Origin of the sequence: Bacillus cereus group sp. BfR-BA-01380 (genome assembly GCF_022663535.1) — a bacterium.
GTDB lineage: Bacteria > Bacillota > Bacilli > Bacillales > Bacillaceae_G > Bacillus_A > Bacillus_A cereus_BB.
The window spans coordinates 1-223 of record NZ_JAKUFS010000134.1 but is presented as its reverse complement, the minus strand read 5'-3'; the positions used below and the strand labels follow the sequence as shown (position 1 = coordinate 223).

Below are 223 nucleotides of genomic sequence, written 5' to 3'. Positions count from 1 at the left end.
AAGCGACGAAAAATTACGAAGATAAACTTCAACAGAACATTCAGCTTATGTTTCAACAAATTCAAGAAGCAATACACCTGGATGAACAACTGCTTGGGATTCCAGAAGAACACGTGAAAAAAGTAACATCTGAACAGTTAGCGCAAGTGGCAAGAGAAGTAGAAAAGCAAGTGGAACAAGCGGCAATAGAACTCGAACAGGAACAAGATAAAGAGGTGAAAAA

The 223-nt window shown here is 38.6% G+C and carries 1 protein-coding gene; it reads left to right on the top strand.

The window, feature by feature from the left end:
* The coding region (locus MR076_RS27035; RefSeq protein ID WP_396021745.1) for a hypothetical protein at positions 1-223 on the top strand (223 nt) is incomplete at both ends.